Annotated in this window: 18 protein-coding genes and 1 pseudogene; 11 read left to right on the forward strand and 8 right to left on the reverse strand. The window is 59.1% G+C overall.

Features of this window, described 5'->3' with window-relative positions; all coding sequences use genetic code 11:
- Window positions 1-115 precede the first annotated feature (115 nt).
- Window positions 116-3,526: a PAS domain-containing protein gene (locus WDJ58_RS25020; protein WP_338918321.1), complete on the forward strand. Its 3,411-nt coding sequence runs from the start codon at window positions 116-118 to the stop codon at window positions 3,524-3,526.
- Window positions 3,527-3,671: 145 nt separating this feature from the next.
- Here the strand turns inward: WDJ58_RS25020 and WDJ58_RS25025 are convergent, their stop codons facing one another.
- Complete coding sequence (locus tag WDJ58_RS25025; protein ID WP_338918322.1) at window positions 3,672-3,983, reverse strand: hypothetical protein; 312 nt, start codon at window positions 3,981-3,983, stop codon at window positions 3,672-3,674.
- Window positions 3,984-4,404: 421 nt separating this feature from the next.
- Window positions 4,405-5,460: a type IV pilin N-terminal domain-containing protein gene (locus WDJ58_RS25030; RefSeq protein WP_338918323.1), complete on the reverse strand. Its 1,056-nt coding sequence runs from the start codon at window positions 5,458-5,460 to the stop codon at window positions 4,405-4,407.
- Between the two features lie 396 nt (window positions 5,461-5,856).
- Here WDJ58_RS25030 and WDJ58_RS26490 point away from each other — a divergent pair, with 396 nt between their 5' ends.
- Window positions 5,857-6,021 (forward strand): archaellin/type IV pilin N-terminal domain-containing protein, encoded by a 165-nt coding sequence (locus WDJ58_RS26490; protein ID WP_380661942.1) that lies wholly within the window; start codon window positions 5,857-5,859, stop codon window positions 6,019-6,021.
- 450 nt (window positions 6,022-6,471) lie between these two features.
- The gene (locus WDJ58_RS25035; protein WP_338918324.1) at window positions 6,472-7,929 is read left to right on the forward strand and encodes a hypothetical protein; all 1,458 of its coding nucleotides are present in this window, start codon (window positions 6,472-6,474) and stop codon (window positions 7,927-7,929) included.
- An 842-nt stretch (window positions 7,930-8,771) separates the two neighbouring features.
- Here WDJ58_RS25035 and WDJ58_RS25040 read toward each other — a convergent pair.
- Both WDJ58_RS25040 and WDJ58_RS25045 read right to left on the reverse strand, forming a co-directional pair.
- A complete protein-coding gene (locus WDJ58_RS25040) occupies window positions 8,772-10,736 on the reverse strand; it encodes a DUF7289 family protein (protein ID WP_338918325.1) in 1,965 nt (654 codons plus the stop codon).
- Window positions 10,737-11,071: 335 nt separating this feature from the next.
- Window positions 11,072-11,431 (reverse strand): hypothetical protein, encoded by a 360-nt coding sequence (locus WDJ58_RS25045; RefSeq protein WP_338918326.1) that lies wholly within the window; start codon window positions 11,429-11,431, stop codon window positions 11,072-11,074.
- 9 nt (window positions 11,432-11,440) lie between these two features.
- On the opposite strand from WDJ58_RS25045, the gene WDJ58_RS25050 reads away from it, so the two are divergent.
- On the forward strand, window positions 11,441-11,851 hold the full coding sequence (locus WDJ58_RS25050; protein ID WP_338918327.1) for a hypothetical protein: 411 nt from the start codon (window positions 11,441-11,443) through the stop codon (window positions 11,849-11,851).
- Between the two features lie 43 nt (window positions 11,852-11,894).
- Here the strand turns inward: WDJ58_RS25050 and WDJ58_RS25055 are convergent, their stop codons facing one another.
- Both WDJ58_RS25055 and WDJ58_RS25060 read right to left on the reverse strand, forming a co-directional pair.
- On the reverse strand, window positions 11,895-12,335 hold the full coding sequence (locus tag WDJ58_RS25055; protein WP_338918328.1) for a type II toxin-antitoxin system VapC family toxin: 441 nt from the start codon (window positions 12,333-12,335) through the stop codon (window positions 11,895-11,897).
- 9 nt (window positions 12,336-12,344) lie between these two features.
- Complete coding sequence (locus tag WDJ58_RS25060) at window positions 12,345-12,662, reverse strand: AbrB/MazE/SpoVT family DNA-binding domain-containing protein (RefSeq protein WP_338918329.1); 318 nt, start codon at window positions 12,660-12,662, stop codon at window positions 12,345-12,347.
- A gap of 255 nt (window positions 12,663-12,917) precedes the next feature.
- Here WDJ58_RS25060 and WDJ58_RS25065 point away from each other — a divergent pair, with 255 nt between their 5' ends.
- Together WDJ58_RS25065 and WDJ58_RS25070 are read left to right on the forward strand one after the other, a co-directional pair.
- Window positions 12,918-13,202, forward strand: a complete 285-nt coding sequence (locus tag WDJ58_RS25065; RefSeq protein WP_338918330.1) for a hypothetical protein — start codon at window positions 12,918-12,920, stop codon at window positions 13,200-13,202.
- Window positions 13,177-13,659, forward strand: coding sequence for a hypothetical protein (locus WDJ58_RS25070; RefSeq protein WP_338918331.1), 483 nt, complete (start codon window positions 13,177-13,179; stop codon window positions 13,657-13,659). Before WDJ58_RS25065 ends, WDJ58_RS25070 begins: the two co-directional genes overlap by 26 nt.
- A gap of 729 nt (window positions 13,660-14,388) precedes the next feature.
- On the opposite strand, the gene WDJ58_RS25075 is transcribed toward WDJ58_RS25070, so the two are convergent.
- Window positions 14,389-14,826 carry a hypothetical protein gene (locus tag WDJ58_RS25075; RefSeq protein WP_338918332.1) on the reverse strand — a complete coding sequence of 146 codons (438 nt, stop codon included), beginning with the start codon at window positions 14,824-14,826 and terminating at the stop codon, window positions 14,389-14,391.
- A complete protein-coding gene (locus tag WDJ58_RS25080; protein ID WP_338918333.1) occupies window positions 14,823-15,713 on the reverse strand; it encodes a ParA family protein in 891 nt (296 codons plus the stop codon). The genes WDJ58_RS25075 and WDJ58_RS25080 overlap by 4 nt, the downstream gene beginning before the upstream one ends.
- A gap of 1,012 nt (window positions 15,714-16,725) precedes the next feature.
- Here WDJ58_RS25080 and WDJ58_RS25085 point away from each other — a divergent pair.
- The 5 genes and pseudogenes from WDJ58_RS25085 to WDJ58_RS25105 all read left to right on the forward strand — a co-directional run bounded on the left by WDJ58_RS25085 (window position 16,726) and on the right by WDJ58_RS25105 (window position 20,441).
- On the forward strand, window positions 16,726-17,709 hold the full coding sequence (locus WDJ58_RS25085) for a site-specific integrase (protein ID WP_338918334.1): 984 nt from the start codon (window positions 16,726-16,728) through the stop codon (window positions 17,707-17,709).
- A 248-nt stretch (window positions 17,710-17,957) separates the two neighbouring features.
- Window positions 17,958-18,332: pseudogene (locus WDJ58_RS25090) on the forward strand (hypothetical protein); the annotation flags it as partial.
- Window positions 18,333-18,433: 101 nt separating this feature from the next.
- Window positions 18,434-19,129, forward strand: coding sequence for a nucleotidyltransferase domain-containing protein (locus WDJ58_RS25095; protein WP_338918335.1), 696 nt, complete (start codon window positions 18,434-18,436; stop codon window positions 19,127-19,129).
- On the forward strand, window positions 19,122-19,631 hold the full coding sequence (locus tag WDJ58_RS25100) for a DNA-binding protein (RefSeq protein WP_338918336.1): 510 nt from the start codon (window positions 19,122-19,124) through the stop codon (window positions 19,629-19,631). The genes WDJ58_RS25095 and WDJ58_RS25100 overlap by 8 nt, the downstream gene beginning before the upstream one ends.
- 411 nt (window positions 19,632-20,042) lie before the next feature.
- Window positions 20,043-20,441: a MarR family transcriptional regulator gene (locus tag WDJ58_RS25105; RefSeq protein ID WP_338918337.1), complete on the forward strand. Its 399-nt coding sequence runs from the start codon at window positions 20,043-20,045 to the stop codon at window positions 20,439-20,441.
- Window positions 20,442-20,453 lie beyond the last annotated feature (12 nt).

Here is a 20,453-nt window from a genome sequence, read left to right on the forward strand (position 1 = left end):
TCGCTTCTCAGTACGGCTGTGAGATGATCAATAAAAATCGCTCCCCACCGTCCTTATCACGACCAATATTCAGTTGAAAATCCTTATATTCATATGCGTGATCTTATTGGCTATCGTGACCCGTTTGTCAGCGCCGTCGGACGATTCGCTCCGGGTCCTCTACGTGAACTCCGACCCGGATTTCACCGAGCTGGTTCGAACGAAACTGAAGCGAACTGAGTTCGATATCCACTGTGCCTCTGCTCGGAATCTAGACGCTGCGCTGGACGTACTGTCTTCAGAACGTATCGATTGTGTCGTGACAGCGTACTCGCTCCTCGAGGAGACGGGGATAGCTCTCTCCCGATCGATTCGACAACAGGACGATGAACTCCCGATAATCCTCTTTACCGGCAAGGGAGACGAAGAGGTCGCAAGTGAAGCGACCCGGGCCGGTGTGTCGGACTACATTCCGATCCGCGCAGACCGTAATAACTTCGAGCTGCTCGCAGGTCGTATTCGGACGCTCTCACACGCCGCTCGGGAACGACGGGCGGCCGAGCGAGCCAGTACGCAACTTCATCGAACGCTCGAACGGACAACTGATGCGGTCTACGCCGTCGACACCGAGTGGCGTATCGAATACATGAACGAGACGATGGCCGAGCGAGTCGACCGTAATCCGGACACCATCGTCGGGGAAATGCTCTGGGAGGAGTTCCCGTCGATCGTCGGGACGGAACTCGAAGAGAGATATCGAACGGCGATGGAGACCGGTGAACCGGTTTCGTTCGAACAGCGTCTGGGAGATCCGTTCGACTACTGGATCGAAGTGCGCGCCTTCCCGGACGAGGACGGACTCACGATATTCTCCCAGGACATCACCAACGAGCGCGAGCGGCAACTGGAATTAGAACGAAACGAAGCTATCTGCCAGACCATCCAGGATATCGTTTTCGTCCTCGACGAAGACGAAACCGTTCGATTTGCAAATCCAGCCGCGGCACGGGTGCTGGGAGACACAGAATCCAATGCCCTTGAGGGGACGCAACTCAGTACCCTCGTCGGGGATCGCGTTCCGGAATCGGACGCAGAGGCGTTTATTCGTGCGGTCGATGAAACGCTACGCGAGAGACGAGCAGACGGCGGCATCGCCGCGTCCCCCGACTCTGACCTCCGGATCGACGTGGCGACGCCAACGGGGCAGCGAACGTTCAACGTTCGACTCACGCCGTTTCAGGCCAGTGAACGTCCACAGGTGGTCGTCCTCGCCCGGGACATCACAAGTCAACATGAAATCAGACAGGAACTCGAACGCCAGCAGTTCCTGTTCGACCGCGTTCAGGAGATCGCAGACATCGGAATCTGGGAATACGTTCCGTCGACTGGTGAGCTCGACTGGTCAGACGGGGTTCGGCGGATTCACGCGGTAGAACCGGAGTACGACCCGGACCTCTCGGATGCCCTCGAGTTCTATCCCCCCGAGGATAGGGAGACGATCACATCGGCCGTCGAGCGTGCAATCGAGGACGGGGAGTCGTACGACCTCGACCTCCGGATCGTTCGATCCGACGGTGAGATACGTAATGTGCGAGCCTGGGGCGAACCGGTCGACAGCGCCCGACAGGAAGAAGAGGTGATCCGTGGCGTGTTCCAAGATATTACCGAGCGCAAACAGCAGGAGCGAGAGTATCAAGAACTCGCCGAGGAGTACGGGGCGCTGCTCGAAACCTCCGGGGATGCGATTTTCCTCGTCGATGTCGACATGAACGATCAAGAATCGGAGTTCCGCTTCGCCCGACTCAGTCCCGGATACGAGACACAGACTGGCATCACGACTGAAGACGTTCGAGGGAGGACCCCACGGGACGTGTTCGGCGACGAGCAAGGAGCGGAGCTGGAATCGAATTATCGACGCTGTGTCACACAGCGGAAGCCGATATCGTACCGCGAGGAGTTGCCGGTCGCGGAGGATGCCCGATTTTGGGAAACGAATCTCGCTCCGGTTGTCGTCGACGGGGAGATCGTTCGAGTCGTCGGAATCGCTCGGAACGTCACCGAGCAGGTCGAACGAGAGCGCGAACTCGAAGCGACGAACCAGCGACTGGAGTCACTCATCGAGACAGCGCCGCTCCCCATCATGGAAATCGATACCGATGGGGCCGTCGTACTCTGGAATGAAGGAGCAGAGGAGATGTTCGGGTGGTCGCGAGAAGAAGTCATCGGCGAGTTCAACCCGATGGTGCCCGACGATCGGCAGGCTGAGTTCGAAACCAATCGACAGCGGGCACTGAACGGTGACCGGATACATGGAAAGGAAATCCAGCGAGAAACAAAGGATGGTGAGCGATTGGATCTGCTGTTATCGGTAGCCCCGCTCACAGATCCGGATGGCGACGTGTCGAGCGTTCTCGCGATTCTCGAAAACATCACCGAACAGAAACGGTTGGAAACTCGCCTCCGCTCTCTCCAAGAGACAGCACAGCAACTTAGCGGCGCTGAATCAAGCGACGAGATCGGAACGATCGCCGTCGATGCGGCCGTCGAGATACTCGGCTTGGATATCACCGGGCTGTGGGAGTACAACGACCGAGAGGACGTACTCGTCCCGGTTACTGAAACGCCGGCGGCACGAGCGCTGTTCGGCGAATCCCCCCGGTTTGCCCCCGGGGGCGGTCTCGCCTGGGACGCGTTCGAGTCGGGAGAGATCCAGGTGTACGACGACGTCCAGACCGAGAATCGAGTCCACAATCCGAACACGGAGATCCGAAGTGAGATCTTCGTCCCACTGGGCGACTATGGGCTTATGTCGACGGGGTCGGTCTCTACGCAGGTCTTTTCCGAGACAGACGTCGATCTGTTTCGGATTCTCGGCGCGACTGTCGAGTCAGCACTCGCACGAGCGAGTCGGGAAGCGGAGTTACATCGACAGAATGAGCGACTCGACCAGTTCGCGAGCGTCGTTGCCCACGACCTTCGGAACCCGCTCAACGTTGCAATGGGATTTCTGGAGATTGCGGAAGAGACCGGAGACGCGGAGCATTTCGAAACGGTGGAGTCAGCACACGACCGTATCGAACGACTTATCGAAGACCTACTCACGCTGGCACGTGGAGAGACGACGATCGAAGATACAGACCACATAGACCTCGAGAGTATTACAACGGAGGCATGGGGATATGTGGACACTAAGGAAGCAGCGCTTACAGTTACAGATGACGTCCCGACAGTGACCGGTGACGGGGGACGTCTGACCCAGGTCTTTGAAAATCTCTTCCGGAATGCAGTCGAGCACGGTGGTGCCGACGTCACGGTGACCGTGGGTCGACTGGACGGGGACGACGGATTCTACGTTGAGGATAACGGCAGCGGGATTCCCCCGGAGAGCCGTGACGAAGTGTTCAAGCACGGCGTCACATCCAGTGAGGGGGGAACCGGGTTCGGGCTCTCGATCGTGGCCGACATCGCGAAGGCACACGGCTGGACGGTTTCGGTGACAGACGGAACTGATGGCGGGGCACGGTTCGAGTTCAAGGGATCGAAATAATACCCGTTATCAGTGAGCAAACTGTGCCTGCGGCCTATGCATTGAAACAAGCGGTCTCAACTTCTGTTCATAGGAGGATGCGTTTGGCAGAATGACGCGAATGATTCTGCTTTCCAGTCGCGGACGTTCTGGTAGAGGAGTGGCGCTACGGTGTATCGCCCTCTTCGAACACCACGCGATCCGCGACCAGTTCGAGTTTATCAGCCAACGACAGTGCCTCATTGACGTCGATTCTTGCCATACAATCCTCGGCTGCTGACTCGATCGAGAGGGCGACAGTCGTTTCGTCCTCGTTCTCGGGTTCAAGCACCCGTACGCGTCCTGGTGATTCAGACTCCTTCTCGTCACCGCTCAGAACCGTCACCTGAACGTCTTTTTGTTCGTGCCACCCACCGTCGGCGATCCGTTGGGCGTCAAGCTCGTGTCCACGTTCGTGAGTAGGGTCATTTGCGGTCATAGAGGTGAAGCGGGATTTTCACCTCTGATTGTCGGCTGGACAAGGAGGTGATACGTATGAACGATGATTCTATCAACTAATCTCCTCTCCTTGCATTATCATCGCTGGAGGGGTTCCGGCGGAAAGTAGCCGCATTGGTGCCTCCTCGATCACTACCGCGGCACCTACTCCCCCGAGGTGCAACGGGAGGCCCGCGACAGCGTCTCGTGGCTCTGACGCGACAGGGTCGCACGCGCCCGTGAACTCACATTTTCCCGTTGGCGTTGACACGTCGGGGTAACCCCCATCGTGGTACTCGTCGACCGCCAGTTCGGAAACGGCCAGTCTAAGGCCGCCCTCGCTACGACCGACCGACAGGTGTCGTGTCTGCTCAGCCGGTACTGATCTGCTTGATCACGAATGGAGACGCCCTACGCGTGATTCACGCCTCAGTCGGACATAGGATCACGTCTTCACCCTCGTCGTTCTGGCCGACTGTAACGGTCTCCGTGTTCGTCTCTAGTGAGACGAGCACGACTGCGTCCTGAAAGTCGGCTCCCGAATTCTCGGTCGAATGGCTTAGCTCGAACAGATAGATCGCCTGGTTGTCGTCCAGTTCGATCGCCCCATCATCGACGTACTCCGCGACAAACGCTTCCGCATCATCCTGGTCGGCGAATCCCTCGACGTCAGGGGCGTCCGACCCGTCCCGGAGGACGTGGACAAACGTACCCTCGTCGGCCACCGAATCCACCTCGTGGCCCGAGTATCCCTCATGCGGCTGGGCCTCCGCGGTCACCACGATGCTCTCGCCGGCCTCGCGGTCCGCGTAATTGGTTGTCCGCGGGTTCCCTCCGTCGTTAACGTTGCCGGGCCACGGCTGGTTGGTCTCGTCGCCGACGGTCACCTCCATCTCGATCGGGATGTCCGGGCCGCCCGCGCCGTACGTGAACGCCGTGCCGAGCAGCTCCACATCCGCCGAATAATCGACAGTCGGTTCGACCGAACCCTCGCTGATCACGAACTGGCCCGGCTGGACTGGGACGGTCTGAGAACTGATCTGGTGGGTCCGCTCGGCATTCGTTTGCTGGACGAGCGTGATTTCGACCGAATCGGGATCACCCGCACAGACCGTGCTGGTCTTGAGGGGGAGCGTGACGGGCTCCCCTGCCGACCACGCCCCATCTGCAAGCGCCCCTGTCGCTGGGACCGCCGTCCGCGTGGTTGACTCGCCGCCCGAGACGACAACGGTCAGGCTCTCGACTGGGATGGTCTGGCCCGAGTGATGGACGAGTTGAAGCGTGTGGCTCGTCTCGTCCGCCCCAATAGTGACCTCAACGGATTGCCCAATGCCGGCCACGGCGGCTGGATCACCGAGATACGACGTGAAACCCAAGCCGAGCGTTGCCACAATGGTGGCCAGGATCACAGCGATCGCAACGATCAGCACGCCCCCGACAACGGGCGTCAGTGCTCGTCGCTCTCTGTTCCCCACCACTCGACTATGACTTCTGTCCCCCAGCATCTCCCCTGGGTCACAAGATTCTTGCAGAGACCTATTAATCCGCAATAGGATGTTCAGACACCGATAATAGCGTCACGAAGTCCCCCGAGCTGTCGGCGCGGCCGTGTCTCAAGGAATCGAATAGAATTCGACGAGGACCAGTGTCTTGGCACGGGAGATATACGCCCTGTATCTACTGAAGCGCCCGGATGACATATCACGGAACATCCGAAGGCGATTAGAATCCTCTCGGGCCCCCTTTGCTGTGACTCCGCGGGGTCGTACACCAGATCTCAGTACCTGTCTCGTGAGAAACAAGCAAATAGGGTTTTCTCACGTTTTGAAGCCTCTCGTGGATGTCTACGTTCTTCGACCTCGTAGAGACGGTCAATGACTTCACAGCAAGAGAGGTGGGACTCGAATCGTGGGTTATCACCGGTGATCGGGACGGTCTTTTTAGTCGCAATTGCCGTCGTATTGGCCGCGGTAGTCGGGAGCGTAGGTCATCTTCAGGAGGGACTCTGCTCGAGGAGGCAGGTCTGTAGCCATTCCTGAGATGACTCTCACGTAGTGGAGATCAGTCCTGAAATGAGGTCCCCGCCCCGACAACGTGGGGCTCACCTGAGACGAGTCACTTCGGGATCTGTTGGCCGCATTTACTGTACTGGTGTGAGGTGAACGGGACCGCTCCACGGTTTACGTCTCTCTGGTGCTAATGGTGTTGCATAGAGGAACACTGACGAGCGGCTGCTCTATCAGCGAGGCCCTCGGCACGATTCTGAGATCCAGTGGCTAATGACGGTGAGCAGCGGTTCCCTCTCTCGCGCAGCACGAGACAGCTGTTGTGCTGTAGGGAGAACCGAATACCCTACTCAGAGAACGACATTCCCCATGATCTGGCGAATTACGGGAGTCACCAGACCAACCGTTGGTTCCTTCGGAGGCAGAAAACACTCGTCGGACTATTTACTGGTTCGAATTCAAACTCGAATTAGGGGGGGGAGGATGAGCAACACAACACCCATAACCGACGAGGCAACCGTATCGCACGACGCTGTCACCGTCACTCGACGACTCACGCAAAAAGGCGAGGGGATCATTGGTACCATCGACATCACGCCAACTGGGCAGAAACCGGTGGTGCTGGTCCACCTTGTAGACGAGTTCCCGACAGACCTTCCGGTGGACGCTGCCGGATTCAAACCTGATCAAGAACCGGAAATGGGGAACGTCACGCCACAGCGGGTCTCGATCAAGCAGACTGTCGAAAGCGACCCCGTTCAAATCGAATACGGTATTACGCTCTCTGAGCCCGTGGAGACGGTGCAGTTCGATTCTCCAACTATCCAGGGTGTCGAAACCGCCACCATGACGCGGTCGGCCGCCTCCCACACCGATGAGGGCGAGCGAGCTGCCGCAAACACCAGTGGGACCGACAAGTCCTCGAAATCAGTATCCTCGCTTCTTCCCGGCCTCGGCCGGGATTCGGCGAGAGCAGAACATCCGGATGAGCATCAACTATCCGATGAGATGGCAGAGACCCAATCCACCAAGGTCACGGAGACCGACGGAACGGGCGCAGATGGCGCCTCGAACGCGGCTATCGAGTCAGCAGTCCAACAAGCTGTCGACCCGGGCGCTACTAACAATGAGACGGGCGAGACAGAACCCGCCTCCGGTGAGGGTCAGGTGTTCGACGGGGAGCCCGAAGCTACTTATGGTAGAGGGGTCACGGCCGGATCCCCTGCACGTGGTGATGAGTCACCGACGAGCGCTGAACGGACGGCTAGGGAACCAGACGAGAAAACAGAACAGGGGAAGCGGCGAAGCGTCGGCGTCAGGATCGACCGACTCAACGCACGCATCGAAGAATTCGCGGCCTACGCGGACGCGCTTGAGGACCTCATCGACGACCACGGGACGGCACCGGAGTTCATCGACCGAACGGAGCGCGACCTCGCGGACCTCGATGCGCGAGTGGAGTCGATCCGCCAAGAGGTCAACACAGTCGAGGAGACCCATGACGAGGACGTCGACGACCTCCGCGAGAAGACGGACGGGCTCGACCGGCGCATCGACAGCGCGCGCCAAGCACTCGAAACGGAGCTCGGTGATCTCCGCGGGCAGGTTGGAGTTGTTCATTCTGAGGTCGACCGTGTTGATGCGGCCGTCGAGCGCATCGATACCGAACTGGCCGATCAGGGATCGGCCGTCGGAGATATCGAAGGCGATCTCAAGGGGCTCGATGATCGGGTCACCGGGGTAGAAGATGGGCTCCACGATGTCCAAGCAACGATTGAGGCTGTAGAGAACGATGTGGCGGCGGTTTCCGACGACGTCCGGGCCATGCGTGAGGAATTGGAATCACTCCGGGGCGCAGTCGAGAGCCTCAACGAGTTTAGAGACTCACTGGCGTACGCCTTCGAAGCCCCGGCGGACACGACAGCCTCGAGCGACGACTAAGGCTGTCGGGCGAGGGCGTTCGTACAGGAGCGCGTAACTCTCAGAGTACAGTCGACGACGGTCGGGACGGCTCGCTCAATAATGTCGGTCTGACGCTAATGAATCCGTGCAGAGAACCGGCGAGCGGCGTCCCCATCGATGTCCGTCCCGTTTCGATTTTGACGCGCTACGCTATTCGTTCTCTCGACCCGGTGATGACCATGATCCACATTAGATGGACACTCCATGCTATCGCCGTGGGGTACCAACGCCGGGTATTCCTCGGTTGACTCGGCTGGTTAGTGGCACGAGTATCGCCGACTCGGCCGGTCAACCACCGCCAGCATCCCAGGACGTCACCGACGGGAGCTTTTGCGACCCCCCGGCTCAAAACTCGGGGTGCGGGTTCGGGAGTCGGGGCTCAATGAGATCCTGGTACCACCCGTGGAGCGCTGCGGCCGGCAAGCCAAGGGAATCCAAGAACTGAACTGGATCAACAGTCTGAGAGAGGACCGTCATCAAGGCGACCAAGGCGGTCGCCAAGACGGCCCGGAACAGGTGGGTCGAAACGACGCGTTCGGTCGTGACCGGGCTAGGTCCGTCATCACGGACAGAAGCACTAAGTTCTCTGGCGTTGTCAGTAGACACTTGCTATTGAATCGGGGCGTCGCCGCTTGAGGTTTAATATACATTGCCTCTGTGAGCCGGGACGAACTCAAGGGTCAGTTCCTCAAATTCCCCAAATTCGTCGGATGGACCGCGCTAGAGCAGCGTTTTAGCGTCTCTTGCGACAGAACCTCTCGGTATTTATGAGCCGATATACCGGTATAGTAATCTCTCCCGAATGAAAGTTCTATATCCGATCAGGGTGGACCGCCACCAGGTGGACCTCCGCCACCGGGTGGGCCTCCGCCACCACCACCGCCACCACCGCCACCATCGCCACAACTGGAGCAGGAGGCGATTCGTGCGGTCGAGGAAGTGTCTCCTCCGGTATTCGTTGCAGCCACCAAGACGCGGTACTCGGTGGCGACCGGATCAGAGATTGTTACTGTCGTCGAGCCTGATTCGGAATCGGCGCCTGCGGCAATGGTCTCGATCTCGGTCTCACCGAGTGCATCGACCATAGTCACCGTGATCGTATCGAGTTGCTCGCCCGAGGCCTTCCAATCAACTGTCACTTCGTGGTCGGTCGCGCCGGTTTCGGTCACAGAAACACTGCTGATCGACGCCGTCGGTGTTTCGAGTGGGTTAGGCCCCGTAGTTGGTACTCCGTCGACTGTAACTTGGTTGGCAGAGATGTGTAGATACGTCAATGGCGGAGCTAATTCCTCTTCATCGAGGGCCGGGGCAACGTCTCCGAGGGTCTCGTCGTAGTTGAGTGCCGAGGCCTGCGCTATCCGGAGTGGTGCCCCAATGAGAGCTCCGTCAATCTCTGCACTACCCGTTGCGACACAGAAATCAGCGTAGGGAGCACCCCCACTCGGCCCGTTTAGACTACACATATTTGCCGCGGTCGTCGTAGCCGTATTCTGTCCTGTAGTTTCTGACGTCCGCGGAGCGTAGATAACGCCCTCGAAATAGGCCCCGTTTACCACCGCGACTTGCGTGGTTGACCGGCCAAACATCTGGATGTGCTTCGCGTCAACGCTGGGCTCGGTCACATCTACTGTTCCGGTCCCATCAAGACTCAGATCACCGGTAATAAACACACGGAGAACGTGGTCGGTTCCTGCAGGATCGACCGCGAGCGATCCTCCGTGGAGGTTGACGTCCCCGTCGACCACAAGGGTCACGTTTCCACCACTGAGATCCACATCCACATCATCACCACTCCCGAGAGTGAACCCCTCGTTATCGTAGTAAGTGGTCCCGTCCTGAAGCGTCGTCGCGTTGTCACCGATATCAACCGCCTCAACATCCGGGTCAATCGGGGCTGCGTCGACCTTTGCATCGATGACCGAGTCCAATGGCGTCAGGGTGGACTCCACGTTCTCCTCGGGAGATTCGCTGTAGCCGCCAGCCGCGCCGGGCGACGTCCCCGTCGTGCCCGTACTCTTGACAGGCCCGTCGATCGTTGCGCTGCCGGTTCCTAAGAGCACGCCGGTCTCACCGGACGAGACGCCTGTAGCGAAGGCTGCCTCCGTGAATTCGGCCATGAGTTCCGGACGACCGAGTTCGACGGTCACCCGATTATTCACGTGATCGACATGAACCGCAGACCTATCAATACGAGTATGGAAGTATTCCGCCCAGCCGTTGTAGTGGACGCTTTGGATTTCGAGGACCACAACCCTATTCTCGACAACACCCGGCCCTAGGTCGAAGACTTTTGATCGATCACTAACCGTCACCTGATTGCCGGGCGTTGACTCACCTGGGACAGCAATGACAAGTGGTAACGTGAGTGTACCCTCTCGGTAGTGGACTTCTGGGGGAGAAACCATTATCGTGTTTCGACCGGTCCCTCGCCAGACTCCTCCACCCTGGTAAGCGATCGTAGTCCGATCATTGTGATATTCAAGACGCCCAAGTCGGTGTCGGAAGATAACCGGCCCGTCCTTCTCCCGGAGGGTCATGGTGCCCTCATATTGCATTTGCACGGTACTACCATCATTCTGATCGATACCGAGCCCGACAGTCTGGACTTTGCTGTCACCGAGTCCAACCTGGGCCATCTGCGCGTCCACCTGTGTGAATGCGAGTTCGGCTTGGGCGGACTTGGTCTGAGTTTCGGCGTCATCAAGGGCGCTCGAACCAATTAAAATGACGCCCATCGTGACCGAAAGGACGAATCCGATAACCAGTACAAAGCCGATAACGGACATCTGGGCTCGACCATTACTTTCGTCACCTAAGGATCGTAGAGTTTGATATGGAAGCGGGCGTCTTGATGACGGCATTATTTCAGTAACCGTCTTAGTAACAAATATATACCGATGAGAATTTTCTCGGGATGAAAACGCCTCCGGCCCTAGTAGAGTTAGAAAGATAGGCAGGCTGTAGCGGTGACAGTGCCTCTTCTGTATTGATCTGACTCGCTGCGCTATTTGTGTCTCTGACCAATAACAATCCTTGTTCACGTGGGAGGTTCACTGATGTGAAGGTGCTTCGTGACTCTGACCGGCCGTCCTTTCAGTGAACAATAATCAGAGAGAGAGAATCAGAATTTATAGAGGGAGACGTCGCGGGCGGGTGGGCAGGCATTCAGTTCGAACGCGGTAGCGAGATCTGGGGCGCGACCGACCTGTCGACCATATTTTTCCTTCCCTACCAAGAGGCGCTGGCCGTCTACTACGTCTTCGGCGGCCCGCTCGAGGAGCCGATGGCCGAGCTCTGGCGGTTTGACGTCCTCGGGCAGCGGCCACACGCTGTGCGACTCGTCGCTCGCTGGTCGTATCTCGATAGTGAGCGCCTGGACTGTCCCGACCCACTGCCGGAGCCACTGGCGCTGCTGTTCAGGAAACGCGAGATCGACGTTGTGTGACTCGGGCAGCCGAACACTCAAGCCCGCCGACTGCAACCACCCCGCATGGCCCACCCGTTCGACTACGTCGATGACATCAACCCACTGACCGCGCTCGAGGCCACGTTCGCGATCAGCATTGGCGCTCGGGGGCAGTCGAAGGACGGCGACATCAGGTGGGCCCAGTTCTTCGCTCCCAACGGGGCCGAGCCCTGGATCGCGATCGAGCCCACCCGCAAGCGCTTCGCAACGCTGGGCTATCACGAGACGCTGGAGGTCCTCTACGCCTACGAGTACCGCCTGCACAGGCCGACGGTCATCTGGCGCTTCGATTACAAACAGCGCCGGCCGCCGCAGGTGTACTACGTCGGCCGCAAGGGCATCAGCGAGATCGACGGCCGGAAGGGCCTGCGCAAGCCGTTCATCCCCGACACGATCGAGGTGCTGTTCGAGGCGCTGGAGATCGAAATCGTATAAAATTCTGGGGGCGGCGAGGGCTCGATCGGGGCACTACCCTCCGCTAGGCTGATTCGTCACGGATCCGCTCGATCTCGACATCAACCGGCAAGCCGTCGAAATCCTCATCGGCGCCGACCAGCAGTGTCGCGTCGTGGTCCACGGCGAGGGCGACCGCATACGCGTCGGCCAGCGAGAGGCCACCGTCGGCCTTGATCTCGCCGGCCAGCCGCCAGGGTGCCCGCTCGATCGCCAGTCCGCGGCGTTCGAGTATGCGGATATCCCGTTCGGCTGCCTGGAGTGATTCTGACGTGGCTGTCCCGTCCTCGCCTTCGAGGCGGGCGATCTTGTACAGCAGTTCCGAGGCGATGACCTCGGCGATTGCCCCGTCGACGTCACCAGCCTCGATGCGGGTCAGGATGTCCTCGACCACTTCGTAGCCGGGTTCTTCGTAGAGAAACGCGATCAGCGGCTCCGTATCGATGACGTACGTCGTGGATGCCATCGACGCAACTCACTCGTCGTCGCCGTGGCGCTCCAGCAGCGCCCCCATCTCGGCGTCTTCACGCTCGCGTTCCTCGCGGTCCATCTCGCGGCTCTTCGCAAGGATGTCGCCGGGCTCGGCGTCCTCACGGGTATGGATGCCACGTAGTTGCTCGAGCGTCGGCACGGGTTCGATGACGACGCGACCGTTCTCGACGCTGACGAAGACCTCCTCACCGGGCTCGATGCCAACCGCTTCGCGGACCGCCTTCACGATCGTCACCTGGCCCTTCTTCGATACCGTGACCGTCGCGGGGTCAGATTCGGACTCGTCTGTTGAACTAGCCATCACGTGTTGAACCTACACGGCTGCGTCGAACTAAAGCTGTCGGAGCCACCCCTGAATCCAACAGTTCACGTCGACCGTTCGCGGCTACCGCCTTTGACTACTGTTTGCATTTTCAGTTTGCGTTCGCTGTTTGCGTTTACTATCGCCGATATACAACGACATGACAGTGGCCACCCGGAGCCGACCGTATTCCGACTTGCTCGTTTCCACATGATCTCCCAACAGAAGTATATATTCGGATTGTTCTGTTGCAATATGGGCGACTTCGGTGACGAGCTGCGGGCGAAGATGGCGGAGAGATTTGAGCGGAAGATCAAGCGGGGAGTCATCGACTGCCCGACTGACGGATGTGATAGTAATCAGTTCGATGCCGAGGTGTGGGTAGCCGACAGTGGAGGCTTTGAGGCGACCGCGCTCTGCCGAGCCTGCAACACCCGTATCGAACTCAACCTCGAAGATTCGGGAGCCCAAACGGCGGCCGACAAGGTGCAGGACAGCTACGACGACCTCAAGGATGCCCTCGATAGCCTCGATGGTTAATGTCGACTCGGTACTCGTCAGCGTTGTCGCGTCGGTCGCTGCTTCTGTGCTGTACGTCGAATACCGGTATAGACGTGAGGATAGTCGGAAGGCAGCACAGGAACGCGAGGGTTGGTATGCCGAGGCAGCCCAACTCGGGCGAGCCGTCCAGAGAACTTGGCAGACGAGATTCCAGCGGCCGAATCGAGACGCTGGGCGCGTGAACTACGACGAACTTCAAAGCGAGATGAACATCTACTCGAAGCAGTTGTCAAACCATGCGACCGAGGCTACGCATCTAGAGGTAGCCAACGAGGTGGTGGCTGCCCTTGAGACGACGGCCGATGCCTGCCGCGAGGTGTACGAAATCCCGTCAAGCATCAACTCTCATCCTGCTTTCGAGAAGCGTGGTGATGCCGTCATGGAGACGGCCAACGAGTTGGAAGAGCAAGCGTTAGACCAGGTTCAGAACTCCTGAGCCTTACTGCGAAGATACTCTTCGTAGCCTGCCCGCCCGGCTTCCAGGACATCCTCGTCGAGCTGTCGGAGCCCGAGCCGGATCAGCAGGCTCGCGGCGGCACTCCGCGTCGCCGACTCGGGATCTGGCTCCTTACCGAGCGCGGCCTACGCGTTCGTGACCCCTCCCGTGAGTTCGCCCGGCTGTTCCAGACTGACCAGTAGCGCGACCAGCCGCTCGTCGCGGAACTCGAACGTTGAATTCAACTCACCGACTTTGAGCCCCGCCCCGGTAGCGTCACGAACCGATTCAACTCGTCATTTCCTCTTTGAGGTAGCGAGCTACCTCGTCGGCGACGTCCCGCGTTCGCTCGCGCGTGCAGCGGTCGCACTCGCCGCAGCGGTCAGTCGGCCGGCACATAGGCCCACTATCGATACGCGATCTACGGTGAGGTGGTCGTCTGACCACTGGAGCGGCGCCGTGTCGTGACGCCGGGGAGGGATATTACAAGCCCTGACGCGGTTGTCCTCGTCCCGGTGTGCTTCAGGCCGTACACCTCCTCAATCCAATCTTGAATGGAGCGAATCGCCTCTGGCGTCGGGAGTGTCGGGTCACCTTCGCCTGCCATTCACTGGTCCGTACTCCCCGCGGATCTCTGCGTCCGACGTGTCGAAGAACTCACATTCGTCCCCAGCTCGTTCAAATGCCTCCTGTCGCGCTCGGAGAGACGATTTCGAATTGGTCCGTGGACTACTCATCTGCACTCCCTACGTCGTAGCCCATCCGACCGAGTTCCCTCAGGACGGCCTCTGGCCGCTGGAGCGCCGCCCGATAGGCCGCCTCTCGGAAGTCGAGCTTCGGGATGTCACGACCGATATGCTGTGCGACCTCGGCGAGGGCCTCGCGCTCGGCGTCGGCCACGTCATCGTGAACGAAGATCGTGAGCCGCTCGTCACGCTCGAACTGGATTCCCTTGTCCTGCATCGCTCGGCGGACGATGTAGGGATGTTCGGACCCCCCGTCCGAGGCATCATCACCCGTGGGTGACTCCGACTCGGTATCGGTGGTCTGTTCGGTGCCGCTCTCCTCCGTCGATTGCTCCTCAGCTGCTCCTGACTCTTTCTCGTCTTCCTCGTCGGTGTCGTCCCCCCACAGGTCGTCACCGGTCCCGGACTTCAGTCCCGTCATGGGGCCACCTCCACGTCGTGATCGACATCCCCGGGTTCTGGTGGATTCGGCGCCTCGATACCGCCCTGTGACTCGAGGAACCGGGCGAGTTCATCGAGCTGTGCCAGCGTCTCGAGTTCGTAGTCACGGCGACGGCTCCGGTGCTCGCGTACGTACCGATAGGCCGAACACTGCGTCCGCCAGCAGCCCTCCAGCAGCGACGTACGGTCGCCGATGACGACCGGGACCTCGAACCCACGACTCTCGATCTCCGCGATGATGTCGGCCTGGTCGCGGGTCCCCTTGACCCCATTCGGGACCGCCGCGAGCACACCGATGTTGATGTCCAGTTGCTCCTCGAGGTTTCCCACGAGGTCGTCCATTCCCGCAACCGAGGCTTGCCCCTTACCAGACGGTTCGATCGGGAGGACGAGATTGCGCGTGGCTGTGAGTGCGTTGTAGAGGTGTGGGCCAGTGGAGGCTGGCGGATCGACGACGAGCACGTCGTAGCGTTCCTGTACGCGGTTCTCCTTCAAGACGTGGAGCAGTCGAGTGAAGCGATTGAACGAATCACCCATCCGGTCACGCTGGCTTTGCTCCTCCTGGAGAACCGCGTCGAGATCCTCGAGAATGTTGTGCTCGGGAATGATGTCGACGCCCTCTGCGGTCCGTACGAGGTCGTAGAAGTCACCCTTCCCCCGGCCGATGAGGTGCCGGACGAGGTGGTCGATACCCTCTGTCGAGCGATCGTCGTCAACGGCGAAGAGGTGGGATAGGTCGCCATCCTGTGGGTCGAGGGGGACGACGAGGACGTCCAGCCCGGCGCGGCGATGGGCGACGGCAAGGTTGGCCGAGAGCGTGGTCTTGCCCACGCCACCAGCCTCGCTGTAGACGGTGTACGAAAGCATGTACCAATGGGAACGAACAGATGTTACAAATAGCTGTGTGTGACGATTGTCAGACACAGTTGTATTAAACAGATGTGAACATCAATTGAAACAGTCGTATGAATCAATTATTTGAAACAACTGTTTGAAGTAGTTATTTGAGGTAGTTGTAGTAACTATTTGTAATGAGTGTTTCAAACGCAAGACTGCGACGGGATTCACGGATTCGAATTCGTTATCACTGAGCGTGTTCTGACCTCATGTCGAGGAGAAACCTGCTGCCTACGAAGTCGTAGTTCCGGGGCTGGAATGATCACGCGGTGATACGCCGCGAGCAGCAGACTTATAATACCATCGTGAGGATGCCGGCCTTCAAGCTCGCCAGGAATGTGGACACTCGGAATCACGAGGTCTAGGGGGTATCCGAGAACATCATTCAAGCAACCAGGACCGCGAAACATCGTACGATCAATTCGGTGGATCTGGGGGAATTGGTGTGAGGAGAGGACTGCCAACTCCAAGCATCACCCATCGCTTGAGAGCGACAGCACGTGGATTACGCAAAGATCGCTCTACCCTCAAAGCGAAACGAGAGCTGGTGAAATATGGCGCAATATAGAGCTCACTTGTATTTTCAATTCCTTCGAATTCCGGGCCTACGGTCATTCTACATCTTGATATCAGCAATCTCCATCTCCCGAAATTTTGTATAGCAACATATAGTTTATAAACATCCTGTCCGGGGGAATTTGATGGGGGAAGGCTCTGAAACATCGAAATACGGGCGAATTCTGATCTGTCCAATTCACTTGTTTGTACGGTAGTACACACGAGTAGACTTTTGCACCCCCGCGCCGTCCGTTCATCGGAACCGATGGATCAGCCCGAGACGGACGCTACTCCGGGGGAAGAGGCCAGGAAGACGGACGTCCACGAACTCGTCGAGAACTATCTGACGGCTCGTCGTGACGAACACGGCTCGGGGACCTACGCTGCCAGCGCGAAGTCCGAACTCGATCGGTGGGTGAACTGGATGGCAGAGCGGGACTACGGACTCGATACCCTCGATGAGCGTGGCCCCGAAATTCTTCGCCAGTACGCGACCCGACTCCGTCAGCGGACACAGAGCGGCGGGATCGCCGCTTCGACTGCTCAAACGTACTTCGCGTACGTCTCGGCCTGCCTCTCGTTCGCCGTCCGTGAGGGGCGACTCAAGCGGAACCCCGCTCAGACCGAGACGGCGCGGGAACTGCTCCCTGAGGATTCACGGGATCGTGGCGACCAGCAGCACTGGTCCCCCGAGCAGCGGGCCCAACTGATGAACCACGTCGTGGATCGGGCCGAGGCAGTGATCGACGAGGATCCGTTCGACGCGTACACGGAGGCGCGTGACCGGGCGCTCGTGGCGATGCTGTACTACGCGGCAGTCCGGGGCGCTGAGGTCCTCCGGCACCGCCAGGACGAGCGTGACGGGCGCCAGGGCCTCCGCTGGGGCCGTGTCGACCTTGAGGTCGGAACGATGCGGATCCTCGGAAAAGACCAGTCCTGGGAGACCGCACCGATCCCCTCGCCGGCGCTCTCTCCTCTGCAAGTGTTGAAAAAAATCCAGCGGCCCGCGAGCGACGACTGGCCCGTCTTCGCGACCTCGCACGCGCCCTCGCTGTGGAAGGCCGCTCGCGAGCAACTGGATGGCGACATCGACACGCTCGTTGAGGACCTCGGAAGCATCGATGCGGTGCTGCGAGAGCACGACGTCGCCCCGCCCGCGTTGACAACCGACGGGGCTCGGTCAGTGTTGAAGCGGCTCACCGAGGCCGCGGAGGTCGATGTCGACGAGGGCTACCTCCAGCCCCACGGCGCCCGCCGCGGGATGATCGGTGAAGTCTACAAGCGTGATCGCGGGGAAGCACAGGATCTCGGCCGGCACAAGAGTATGGAGACGACACGCGAAGCCTACTCTCACCTCGACGCCGAGGAACAGCGCAAGCGGTTAGATGATCTTGTTGAGGAGTTCTAACCCTTCCTCCGTTAGCGTCCTTCAACCAGGAATACTCTCCGATTTGATTGGCCCCAGGTACGATTCTATAGCGACCATTGAAAATAGTTGATCATATCTAGAAACGCAAACTCGACCTAATGAATTGTCGATCATGGTGGTGGCGGGACTGTCCGCTCCCCCGAGAGACGCCCTCGTCTCCCCGGCGTTACCGCAATCAGCGAGGGGAAGGCTGAGAATGAGACAGCACTCGAAAGCGGAGGCTCAAGAGCGTCGACGATGGCGTTCTCCACCGTGACGACACCGGGGTCCACACAACATACTTCCCCGATTATCGTCGTCAAGCGCTCAAGGAGGCCATACGCCTACGGGACAGCGGCCACACCGTCGAAGACCTCACCGAACGGCTCACCGAAATGAACGCTCAGATCCGAGGATGGGAGGACGAGTTCGATGTCGACTCGCCGAACCAACTTCGCGGAACGATCGCCGACCAAGCACTCGGTGCCACCGAAGAGGACCGTCGCCGAGAGATCGCGCGTGAGTGGGAACAGCTCCAGCGGCGGATCGAAATTATGGGTTTTGCCATCCGAGAGTGGAACTTTCTAGCCCCAATGACGGAACGTAGTGAGGCCCGGAGTTGACGGATCTCTTTCTCCGTACGTCCATTGCTGTTAGAGTGGACATTTAGGATAACCCCGACTCACGTATAATGTTTTTATAGTAGTGGTCCGTGATACGGCATATGAACCGTGAGGCGGATAGCATGAATTCGTCTGGGGCAGCTATTTCCCTTTCAATCCCCCCTTCGGATCCGACTTTATTCAAACACAAGGCGACGAGCGACATCCTTCTCTTTTTAACAAATCATCGATTCAGTGATTTCTCACTGCGAGAGCTCGCGACACAGATCGGTCACTCACACCAGTCCGTCCGACGGGCAGTAAACGTTCTCAGCGTGAACGACCTGGTCGTCGAATCACCCGAAAGCAACCAGCGACTCGTCCAGATAAACAGACAGCGCCTGTCTATCCCGGACGATCCGATCCTCCGCATTCCCCAATCAGAGTATCACCAACCCGTCAAAGCTGCGGTTACGGAGCTCCGTGAGAACATCAACGACGTCGTCGGCATCATCCTGTACGGGAGTGTGGCTCGGGGCGACGCTGACCGACGGAGCGATATCGATCTCTGGGTGTTAACCCGGTCTGGGCGGGCGGAAAACCAACGAGAAGCGAACGCTATCGCCCGTGAGCTCGAAGACACGGCGTTCGATGGTGACCGATACGCCTACGATATCGACGTCGAGGCCGTCCAAGCGATCCCGGCGTACACCGAGGATATTCGGGAGATCGTCGTTTCAGGAATTCCGGTCTACAAGACGAGTGACTTCGAAACCGTCGAAAACCTCCTCTTGGAGGAAGGAGCCGCCGATGAGTAACGGCTCGGACCCGACCGCTGTACTCGCAGCGCTCGACCGCGCCCAGGATGCTTTCGAGATGGTCCGACGCGGCCGGACAGCGTTCGAGGATGGAATTAGTGCCGATGAAGACTGGAAGACACAGCTGACGAAAGCGTGTCGTCTCCTCGAGGTTGTTGACACTCTCCAGTCACAGGACGGGTACTACACGGCCGTTATCGAGGTCTGTTTCGGCGGGATCGAACGGTCGATCGAGGCGTACGCGCTCGCGATGACGAGCGATACGCTCCAGGATTTTCAGGACCACCAGTTCAGCTACGAGCGTGCCCATCAGATGGGACTGTTTGAGCAGGAGACTGCAGAGGCGATGAAGGACCTCTACAGCGAAAACCGGACAGAGAGTTATTACGGCGGTGGGCGTCCAACCCAAGAACAGGCGGAAGCAATGACCGATCTCGCCAGTGCTGTCCATCAGTTCGCAGTGAGCCAGATCCGGGAAGGCGGCGTCTGTCTGTGTGACTGACTGCATTCAACACTTTAAGAGAGCATGGATCGGAATACATCGACGGAACGGACGCCGTTACCCTCACTCCCCGAGTCGTTCGAGCGCTACCTCCAGGACAAGCGAGAGGGCCGACAGGGCCTCCGTTGGAGCCGGGTCGACCTCGAGACGGGGACGATGCGGATCCTTGGGAAGGATCAGTCCCGGGAGACGGCACCGATCCCCTCGCCGGCGTTGCGACCGCTCCGGGTCCTGAAGGAGCGGTGTTCGGAGAGATGTTCGTCCGCCGTTTAGCCACCCAGAAGTCTCGGATTGGATGAGCATGCTCACATCCCTACCCCGGAAAAAGACCGCGAACATCGAGAACCACTTGAGCTGATCGAGGAGATGGTGATAAGGTCTAATAACTTCTAATATAAAACAATACGTACGATGCCTATCGCCAAGGACGAATTCCAGGCCATCGACGAAGACGGGCCCTCACTCCCGGACCTCGCGCCGGACACCACGCAGGGGAAGGTGTACCGCTTCCTCCTCGAGCACGCTGATCAGGCCTTCCGACAACGGGAGATCGTCGACGCGGTCGACGTCCCAGAAGGGAGCGTCGGTCCGACGTTGAACCGGCTCGAACAGCACGGGCTCGTCGAGCATCGCGACCGGTTCTGGGCGATCGTCGACGCCGAACACGCTGTCGCCTCCGCCGGCCTCCACGGCGCCGCGACAGCGGACGAGCTTGATGGTGGGTTCTCCGACGAAGACGTCGACGCATGGATGGAAACGGCCGTCAACCCGATCGAGGAGGAGCACGATCACACTGACGGGGGAGCGTGAGGCTGGATGGTC

The organism is Salinirubellus litoreus (assembly GCF_037335815.1).
In the GTDB taxonomy this organism is placed as follows: Archaea; Halobacteriota; Halobacteria; order Halobacteriales; family Haloarculaceae; genus Salinirubellus; species Salinirubellus litoreus.

Bases quoted from the DNA above. Each gene is read 5' to 3' on its own strand.
- WDJ58_RS25100 (WP_338918336.1), top strand. From the start codon at position 19,122: ATGAGTAACGGCTCGGACCCGACCGCTGTACTCGCAGCGCTCGACCGC.
- WDJ58_RS25095 (WP_338918335.1), top strand. From the start codon at position 18,434: ATGAACCGTGAGGCGGATAGCATGAATTCGTCTGGGGCAGCTATTTCC.
- WDJ58_RS25065 (WP_338918330.1), top strand. From the start codon at position 12,918: ATGGGCGACTTCGGTGACGAGCTGCGGGCGAAGATGGCGGAGAGATTT.
- WDJ58_RS25105 (WP_338918337.1), top strand. From the start codon at position 20,043: ATGCCTATCGCCAAGGACGAATTCCAGGCCATCGACGAAGACGGGCCC.
- WDJ58_RS25035 (WP_338918324.1), top strand. From the start codon at position 6,472: ATGAGCAACACAACACCCATAACCGACGAGGCAACCGTATCGCACGAC.
- WDJ58_RS25050 (WP_338918327.1), top strand. From the start codon at position 11,441: ATGGCCCACCCGTTCGACTACGTCGATGACATCAACCCACTGACCGCG.
- WDJ58_RS25070 (WP_338918331.1), top strand. From the start codon at position 13,177: ATGCCCTCGATAGCCTCGATGGTTAATGTCGACTCGGTACTCGTCAGC.
- WDJ58_RS25085 (WP_338918334.1), top strand. From the start codon at position 16,726: ATGGCAGAGCGGGACTACGGACTCGATACCCTCGATGAGCGTGGCCCC.
- WDJ58_RS26490 (WP_380661942.1), top strand. From the start codon at position 5,857: ATGACTTCACAGCAAGAGAGGTGGGACTCGAATCGTGGGTTATCACCG.
- WDJ58_RS25075 (WP_338918332.1), bottom strand. From the start codon at position 14,826: ATGACGGGACTGAAGTCCGGGACCGGTGACGACCTGTGGGGGGACGAC.
- WDJ58_RS25040 (WP_338918325.1), bottom strand. From the start codon at position 10,736: ATGTCCGTTATCGGCTTTGTACTGGTTATCGGATTCGTCCTTTCGGTC.
- WDJ58_RS25055 (WP_338918328.1), bottom strand. From the start codon at position 12,335: ATGGCATCCACGACGTACGTCATCGATACGGAGCCGCTGATCGCGTTT.
- WDJ58_RS25025 (WP_338918322.1), bottom strand. From the start codon at position 3,983: ATGACCGCAAATGACCCTACTCACGAACGTGGACACGAGCTTGACGCC.
- WDJ58_RS25080 (WP_338918333.1), bottom strand. From the start codon at position 15,713: ATGCTTTCGTACACCGTCTACAGCGAGGCTGGTGGCGTGGGCAAGACC.
- WDJ58_RS25060 (WP_338918329.1), bottom strand. From the start codon at position 12,662: ATGGCTAGTTCAACAGACGAGTCCGAATCTGACCCCGCGACGGTCACG.